The organism is Blastococcus sp. CT_GayMR20, assembly GCF_004570345.1.
Genome location: NZ_SPQM01000200.1, coordinates 1 through 6813, shown reverse-complemented (window position 1 = coordinate 6813; position 6813 = coordinate 1). Strand labels below are relative to the sequence as shown.

The following is a 6813-nucleotide window of genomic DNA, read 5'->3' as shown; positions in this document are numbered from 1 at the left end:
CGGCGAGGGCGGTATCGGCCTGGTCAGCCGCGCCGACTACACCTACGGGTACAAGGAGGCGCTCGCCGACTCCGTCGTCCGGCCCGTCGTGTTCGCCGCCTACACCGGCACGTCGCGCTGGCGGAACTCCGCGGGCGAGGTCGTCGCCGCCTCGCTGTCCGACGCGGGCACCAAGTCGGTGGAGATGCAGGCCTGGCGGACGGCGCTGGACCCCAAGGGTCAGTGGGTCCCGCACGTGATCGCCGCGATGGACGACCGGATCACCCACCTGCGCGAGACCGGGATGCCGGACGCCGCCGGGCTCATCCTGGCCAGCGACCAGGACGACGCCCGTGCCTACGCCAAGATCGTCCGCCGGGTGACCGGCAAGGCGGCCGAGCTGATCCTCTCCGACGACCCGAAGGCGTCGAAGAAGATCGAACGCTTCGCCACCGGGTCGGCCCGTATCGCGGTCTGCGTGCGGATGATCTCCGAGGGCGTCGACGTCCCCCGGGCCGCCGTCCTGGCGTGGATGACCTCCTACCGGACGCCGCTGTTCTTCGCCCAGGCCGTCGGCCGCGTGGTCCGCTCGCGGGCGCCGCACGAGTCGGCGACGGTGTTCCTCCCCGCGGTGCGGCCGCTGCTGACGCTCGCCGCCTCCATGGAGGAGGAGCGCAACCACGTCATGCCGCCGCCGAAGACCGAGGTCGGCGACGAACTGGACCTCGAGCCGCTGCCCCCGAAGGAGAAGGACCTCGACGGCCTGACGCAGTGGGAGGCGCTGGAGGCCGACGCCCGCTTCGCCCACGTGCTGCACGGCGGGACGGCGCACACCGGTGAGGGCCGCCCCGCGCTGGTCGAGGTGGCGCCGGAGGACGAGGAGTTCCTCGGCATCCCGGGCCTGCTCACGCCGGCGCAGACCGCCGAGCTGCTCTCCAAGCGGGACGACGAGCTGCGGGTGCGGATCGCCCAGTCGCACCGGGCAGACGGTGAGGAGTTCATGCTCGTCGAGGACCACCCCGACGAGGACGACGCCGGCCGGTCCTGGCGCGACGCCGCCGAGCTGCGCCGCGAGATCAACCGGCTGGTGAGCCGCGTCGCCGCCCGGCAGTCACAGCCGCACGCGGTCATCCACACGCAGCTGCGCCAGTCGGTGCCCGGCCCCCCGTCGGCGTCGGCGTCGGTCGACGTCCTCCGCGCCCGCCGCGAGCGCCTGCGCACCATGCTGTGACACCGCGGTCCTCCGGACCGCACCGCGACCAGGAGCCGTACCCGACGGCCATGGAGCCGCTTCATCACGCCTGCGCGGAACCCTCCGGGCCCCACTCGGCGCGATCACGGACTACGGCAACATCCCCCGTTGGGAGGCGATGGCGACCGCTTCGGTGCGGCCGCTGGCGCCCAGCTTGGCGATGATGTTGCTGACGTGCACGCTCGCCGTCTTCTCGCTGATGTAGAGCTCGGACCCGATCTGGCGGTTGGTGCGGCCCTGCGCGAGCAGCGACAGCACCTCGGCCTCGCGCGGCGTCAGGACGACGGAGGCGTCGGCGGAGCGCGCGGCCGCCACCCCGATGTCGAGCCGGCCGCGCCGGGCCAGCCCCTCCACGGCGATCCGCAACGGCTCGGCGGCCAGACGGACGGCCACGTCATGGGCCGCACGCGCCTCCGCTGCGGCAGTCGCGCGGTCGTCGGATGCGAGCAGCGCCTCCGCCAACCGCCACCGCGAACGCGCCTGCTCGTACACGTGCCCGAACTCGAAGGCGTCCACCGCGGCCCGCCAGAGCTCCGGGGCGGCCTTGCCCTCGAGCCGGGCAGCTTCCGCCTCCACGCGCGCCAGCCAGGCGAGCGCCTCCACGCCCATGGTGTCCCCGTACAGGCCCCGGTAGACGTCGACCGAGGACCGGGCTGCCGCCACCAGCTCCTGGCCGGCCCGCAGCCAGCGCTCCTCTGCGGCGGGATCGTGGTCGCGGCGCGCCGCGGCTGCGGCGTCCCCCACCGGCGCGAGCGCGGTGCCGGCCAGCCGCAGCACGCCGAGGTGGTCGTCGGACCACACCTCCCGGATCCGCCGCGAGGCGGTGAGCGCGACGTCGACCGCCGTCTGCGCGTCGCCTTCCCAGGCCGCCAGGTCGATCTCCGAGCCGGCCGTCACCAGGTCGAGCAGCACGTGCGCGCGCAGCCGCGGGATGAGCCCCCGGGCCCAGTCGATCCGCTCCCGTGCACGCGGGTCTCCCCGGCCGACGAGGACGAGCAGGCCGTCCGCGCGGACGTGCGCGGACATCTCCGGTACCCGAGCGAGCTCGTCGGCCTCGGCCAGGCTGGCGTCCCAGTCACCTGCCATGTACAGGGCGGTCACGTGCAGGTGCCGGAGCTCGGCCGGGTAGTACGACCACTCGACCCCGAGGTCACGGGCGCGGCGCGTACCCCGCCGGGTCCAGTCGAGCGCCTCGTCGATCCGGCCCACCTCGAAGGTGAAGGAGGCGAGGTTGAACAGCACGCGCATCTCGACCTCGACGTTGCCGGACCGGCGTGCCCTGGTCAGCGCCTCGTCGAGGCGGGCGCGCGCCGCTGCCGGATCGGTACCCGGGCGCGCACGCAACTGGGTCACCGCGATGTCTGCCCAGGCGCCGTCGAAGCCCAGGGCGTCGGCGGCCGCGAGCGCCTCGTCGGCCGCCGCGTCCGCCTCGTCGTTGCGGCCGACCGAGTAGCTCATCCGCGCGTGCGTGGCCGCCGCCCAGGTGCGCACCTTCGACGGCGGCTGCGCCGGCACGAGGGCCATGGCCGCTGCGCTCTCGCGGTAGGCGCCCGCGTCGTCCTCGACCCGCACCATCGCCTGCGCCAGCGTGTAGTGGACCCGCGCACGGGCCTCCGGGTCGGCGTCCGGCCCGAGCACCTCCAGGGCCGAGCGCAGCAGGGCGACGGCCCGGTGCGGCTCCCCCACCGTCCGAGCGGCGGCCGCGGTCTCGAGCAGGAGGGCCGCCTGGTCCCGCCCGGCCCGCTCCGCGGCATCGGGCACCGCCGACCACAGCGCCAGCACCGCCTCCAGGTGCTGCAGCTGCTCGGCGGGGGCGCCCACACCGCCGGCTGCGGCCGCTGCCTCCAGCGACGCGGTGAAGGCGCCGGGCAGGTCGTTGCTCTCGCGCGCGTGGTGCGCCCGCTCGGCTGCGGTGCCGGCCCCCGGCACCCGGGCCAGATAGGCCGCGATGGCGGCGTGCAGCCGCACCCGCTCTCCCGGCAGCAGATCGACCAGCACCGCTTCGCGCAGCAGCGCGTGCCGGAACCGGTAGCGACCGTCGTCGGAGACGACCAGCAAGTGGTGGTGCACGACCTCCGCGAGCGCCGTCTCCAGGTCGCCGTCGCCCAGTCCGCCCACCGCGGCCACCAGCTCGTGACGGACGCGGCGGCCGGCCACCCCGGCGACGCGCAACACCTGCTGGGCTGCCGGCGAACGCTGCTCCACGCGGGCGAGGAGGACGTCGGTCAGGGCCATGGGCAAGGCCTCGCCGTGCAGCCCCGCCGCCACGAGCTCCTCGGCGTAGAAGGCGTTGCCCTCGGCCCGTGCGACGACGTCCTCGACGACGGAGTCGGGCAGCGAGCCGGCCGCCGCGGCCAGCCGGCGGACCAGCGCGCCGACGTCGGCATCGGGCAGCGGGCTGAGGTCGAGCCGCTCCACGCCGGGCAGCCGCACCAGCTCTGCGAGCAAGGGGCGCAGCGGGTGGCGCCGGTGGAGATCGTCGGCACGGTAGGAGGCGACGACGGCCACCGGCTCGTCGGAGAGCCGGGCCAGCAGGTAGCGCAGCAGGTCGCGGCTGGACCGGTCGGCCCAGTGCAGGTCCTCCAGGACGATCAGCAGCGGCCCGGAGGACGCCAGCTCGCAGATGAGCGCGGCGACCGACTCGAACAGCTGGAGCCGCCCGTCCTCGACCGGCTGCGGCGCAGCACGGTGCGGCAGCGGGCGGCTGAGGTCACGCCCCTCGGGCACCGGCTGCACGGGTGGGAAGAACACCGGCCGCCCCGCGAAGAGGGCGGCGAGGACCGGGTTGGCCGCCGCGTTCGGGGCGAGGTCGGGGTCGGCCGCCACCGGGCGGAGGAGGTCGACGAAGGGCAGGTACGGCAGCCCGACGTCGCCGAGGTCGACGCAATGACCGATCAGCACGCGGACGCCCCGGGCAGCGGCTCGGGACGTCAGCTCGTCGAGGAGCCGGGTCTTGCCGACGCCGGCATCGCCGGCGAGCAGTACGGCCGTGGACCGGCCGGACTCCGCCCGCTCGACGTGCGCCAGCAGGCGGGCGAGCTCATCGGCCCGGCCCACCAGCGGAGCGTCGTCCCAGCGTGGCACGTCGATGATCGTGGCACGGACCTCCGACAGGTCCGAGCCGGTTACCGCCGGGACGGCGGGCGCGCTCAGTGCGCCCGCCGCCGGCTGCGGAGCCAGCTGCCCCGCCGGGTCCGGGTGCCGCGACCGGAGGCCTGCAGCATCTCCCGGCGATAGGCCAGCTCCGCGTCGAGAGCCGGACTGCTGTAGTGGAGCGTCATGATGGTTTCCTCTCTCGGTCCAGGGAGGTCCCTGGTGGATGAGGACGACGGTCGTGCTGAGGGGGTGGCCCCGGCATCGGTCGACCACGCAGTTCTCGTCGTCCCGGGTGGTCTGAGGCCGTCTGAGGCCCCTTAGGTACATCCGATCGGGGGATGCACGGCCTCACCTGCGGTTTCGGACGCCGCGCCGGAGGGCACGCCGGGTGTGCGGCACCCCGCCGCCGGTTCGTCGTGCCCGCAGGTGAGGGGCATGCGCGCCGTGATGAAGGGAGTGCACATGCGGCTCGGAACTGCCATCGTCCTGCTCGCGCTCGGCGCGATCCTGACCTTCGCTCTGAACGTCGACGTGAGCGGCATCGACCTGCAGGTGGTCGGCTGGATCCTGATGATCGTCGGCGCCCTGGGCATCGTGCTGGAGGTCGCCGTCTGGGGACCCCGCTCCCGCCGTCGCGTCACCCACAGCGAGGGCTACGGCGCGCCCGTCGCGGGCGGCCCCGTCCAGCGGACCACGACCGACGAGACCTACTGATCCACGCACGCACAGGAGCCCCCGTCCTCGTGGACGGGGGCTCCTCCGCGTTCGGGTCCGGACCGGATGACGGCCGCCTCGCGGCGAGATGCACAACCCGGCTCCAGGCCCCCGACCGAGGTCGGGGCGGTAGTCCGTGAAGGCGTAACCAAATGGCACCCGGGGGCACGTGGCACCCGGCCCGGACGCCTCCGAGGTTACCCGCGGAGGACGGTCGATGCCGAACCGAACGGGCTCCTATCACCCCTCAGTTGAAGCCGCGGTCGTCCTGCTTGAGTGCGGTGTCGACGGTCAGCGCGGACGCGATCACCATGCTCGCCAGCGGCTCGGGCAGCCGGAAGTGCACGAGGACGACGTAGCGGTCGGCCGTCGTGAACAGCGTCCGCGCCAGCCCCTCCCACTTCTTGGTGATCCGGGCGATCTCGGTGCCGGCGGCGTCCACGATCGCGAAGTCCCAGGCCCGCCAGTTCTCGGCCTGGATGGCCCCGACCAGCTGCCCGGCCGCCACCAGGTCGAAGCGGATCTTGCCGAAGACGTTGGCCTGCACGATCTCACCGACCGGTGCGCCGTCCGGCCGCTGCACCAGCACCCGTGACTTCACGAACTTCGCCGGACGGGTCAGCACCAGCAGGGGCCCGCGGGCATCCCGGACCTCCAGGTGGTGGGTCAGGAACTGGTCGAGGTTGGAGACGAACCGCACGGCCTTCTTGAGCCCGCTCTGCCCGACCTGGACGACGGCTCCGATCTGCTGGCCCTGGCCGTCGAAGACCGCGTACTCGTTGGTCAGTTCGATCAGCTTCGTCTTCTGGCTGACGACGAGCACCGGCTGCTCGTAGAGCGAGGGGCCGGCGCCGGTCGGTACGGACGGCGCGTGGTGCGCCGCGGGCGGCGGAACCGGGACCGGAGGCGGGGGCGGTGGTGGCGGTGGCGGTGGCGGTGGCGGTGCAGCCTGCTGGACGTGGTCGGTCCACGCCTGCCCGTCCCACCAGCGGGTGCCGGCACTCCCGGCGGGGTCGGGGTACCAGCCCGGCGGGGGCGGCGGCGCGGTCACGGCGGTCAAGCTAGCGCTCCGGGCGCGGAACGGCGGTCGCGACGCGTGCCAGACTCCGGCCATGACCGGGGGTAGGGCCGACCTGACGGATGTGGAGGCCCGCGTCGTCGACGCCGTGGACGAGCGGTGGGTGGTCGACCGGCTGACCGCGATGCTCGCCGTCCCCTCGGTCGGCGGGACACCCGCCGAGAGCGAGGTGCAGCACCAGCTGGCCGGCTGGCTCGACGAGCTCGGCTGCGACGTCGACACCTGGCCGATCGACCTCGCCGAGGCCGCCACGGCCGCGGACGCCCCCGGCCAGGAGGTGGAACGCACCGAGGCGTGGGGCGTCGTCGGCACGCTGCCCGCGGCCGAGGCGGACCGTCCCGCCCTGGTCCTGTCCGGGCACACCGACGTCGTCCCGCCCGGCGACCGCACGCTGTGGGACGGCGACCCGTTCGTCCCCCGCCTCGTCGGCGGCGACGTCCACGGCCGCGGAGCCTGCGACATGAAGGCCGGCGTCGTCTCCTCCCTCGCCGCGCTGGCCGCCGTCCAGCGGGTGGGGGTGCGCCTGGTCCGGCCGGTCGCCCTGCACGGCGTCATCGGCGAGGAGGACGGCGGTCTCGGCGCCTGGGCCACGATCCGGCGCGGGCACCTCGGCGATCTCTGCGTCATCCCCGAGCCGACCGCGGGGTCGGTGGTGACGGCGCACGCCGGGGCGCTGACGTTCCGGCTCGAGATC

At 74.5% G+C, this 6813-nt stretch carries 6 protein-coding genes; 3 read left to right on the top strand and 3 right to left on the bottom strand.

The features are described 5' to 3' along the window. Positions 1–1210: helicase-related protein (locus E4P40_RS25245; protein ID WP_135161081.1), on the top strand; the 1210-nt coding region annotated here is incomplete at its 5' end. Between the two features lie 111 nt (positions 1211–1321). On the opposite strand, the gene E4P40_RS29425 is transcribed toward E4P40_RS25245, so the two are convergent. Both E4P40_RS29425 and E4P40_RS29420 read right to left on the bottom strand, forming a co-directional pair. Then, on the bottom strand, positions 1322–4315 hold the full coding sequence (locus tag E4P40_RS29425) for a helix-turn-helix transcriptional regulator (RefSeq protein WP_280790647.1): 2994 nt from the start codon (positions 4313–4315) through the stop codon (positions 1322–1324). A gap of 65 nt (positions 4316–4380) precedes the next feature. Next, positions 4381–4512 (bottom strand): hypothetical protein, encoded by a 132-nt coding sequence (locus tag E4P40_RS29420; RefSeq protein WP_280790646.1) that lies wholly within the window; start codon positions 4510–4512, stop codon positions 4381–4383. Positions 4513–4762: 250 nt separating this feature from the next. Between E4P40_RS29420 and E4P40_RS25235 the strand changes: the two genes are divergently transcribed. Continuing rightward, positions 4763–5041, top strand: coding sequence for a DUF6458 family protein (locus E4P40_RS25235; RefSeq protein WP_209305510.1), 279 nt, complete (start codon positions 4763–4765; stop codon positions 5039–5041). 247 nt (positions 5042–5288) lie between these two features. Here E4P40_RS25235 and E4P40_RS25230 read toward each other — a convergent pair whose 3' ends face one another. Next, the gene (locus tag E4P40_RS25230) at positions 5289–6092 is read right to left on the bottom strand and encodes a phospholipid scramblase-related protein (RefSeq protein ID WP_209305509.1); all 804 of its coding nucleotides are present in this window, start codon (positions 6090–6092) and stop codon (positions 5289–5291) included. A gap of 61 nt (positions 6093–6153) precedes the next feature. On the opposite strand from E4P40_RS25230, the gene E4P40_RS25225 reads away from it, so the two are divergent. After that, positions 6154–6813: M20/M25/M40 family metallo-hydrolase (locus E4P40_RS25225; protein ID WP_135161078.1), on the top strand; the 660-nt coding region annotated here is incomplete at its 3' end.